Source organism: Pedobacter sp. 01T416_2 (genome assembly GCF_056398925.1).
Map to the genome: position 1 here is coordinate 1 of NZ_JBFTQI010001190.1, position 1129 is coordinate 1129.

2 protein-coding genes are annotated in these 1129 nt (G+C 39.9%); one reads left to right on the forward strand and one right to left on the reverse strand.

The annotated features are described in order from the left end of the window. The coding region (locus AC1DPQ_RS28450) for a DUF6263 family protein (RefSeq protein ID WP_477611673.1) at positions 1-803 on the forward strand (803 nt) is incomplete at its 5' end. 49 nt (positions 804-852) lie between these two features. On the opposite strand, the gene AC1DPQ_RS28455 is transcribed toward AC1DPQ_RS28450, so the two are convergent. After that, positions 853-1129: alpha/beta fold hydrolase (locus AC1DPQ_RS28455; protein WP_477611674.1), on the reverse strand; the 277-nt coding region annotated here is incomplete at its 5' end.

Below are 1129 nucleotides of genomic sequence, written 5' to 3' on the forward strand. Positions count from 1 at the left end.
CGGGTTATAAGTACGATTTCACACTTACTTCCGAACAGATCATTAACCAGAAAATTGCTGGCCGCGATGTGCATTTAACCCAAAGCATTGGAACAGATTATACTTTTGATATTACCGAAGGTCATAGCGGCGAAAAGGATGTGAAAGTAATATACAACAGAATTTTCATGAAATCTGTAGCGATGGGCAACACCATGACCCTCAATTCAGATGATCAGGATAGTACCAAAAAGAATCCTTTTAGCGGCTTAAAAGGGGCGTCTTTTTATATGACCGTAACCCCAAATGGTGGGATTAAAACAGTTGCTGGTATCGATAAAATGCTCGATAATATGGCGGCAAGGATGACTAAGGATACCAGTCAGGTTAAACAGATTAAAAATGCTTTAAGTAAACAATTTAGCAACGAGGTGGTGAAACAGACCATGGAATCGTCRTTTAAAATTTACCCTGATAAACCCGTTAAAATAGGCGACAGCTGGACGGTTGATACCAAAATGCAGATGAGTATGCCCATTGAAACAATTACACAATACACATTGAAGGAGGTAAAAGACGGCATTGCTATACTAGGCGTAAAAGGCACATTGGTTTCAAAAGGAAATTTTGAAGTGATGGGCAACAAAATGGAAACTGATTTACAAGGAACCAACTCCGGAGAAACTTCACTTGATATGAAAACGGGAATTGTACTTAACAGCCACCTCCGTGTTGAGCTGTATGGTAAAATGAAATCGATGGGGCAGGACATCGATTTCGAAATGCAGGGTATTAATAAAATTGTAGGGAAAGAGGTTAATTAACTCATTTAGACCTCGYAGGTTTCAAAAACCTGCGAGGTCTTATAGAAAACTACAAACTACCTGTCAAAGCCACCAGAAATTCCGTCGGAATTTCGATATGCGGAATATGTCCGCAGGCATCAAATTCGATAATTTTAGCGCCGATAATTTTGGCTGCAGTCTGCTTCCCTAAAAGTTTATATTGCCCGTGTAAAGCCTGTTGATCTGGCGTAAGCAGGCCTTTGCCGACGATGGTTTTATCTTCCTTACCAATGAACACAACGGTAGGAACCTTTAAATTCTGAAATTCGTAGACCACAGGTTGTTCATAAATCATGGTGTAAGTT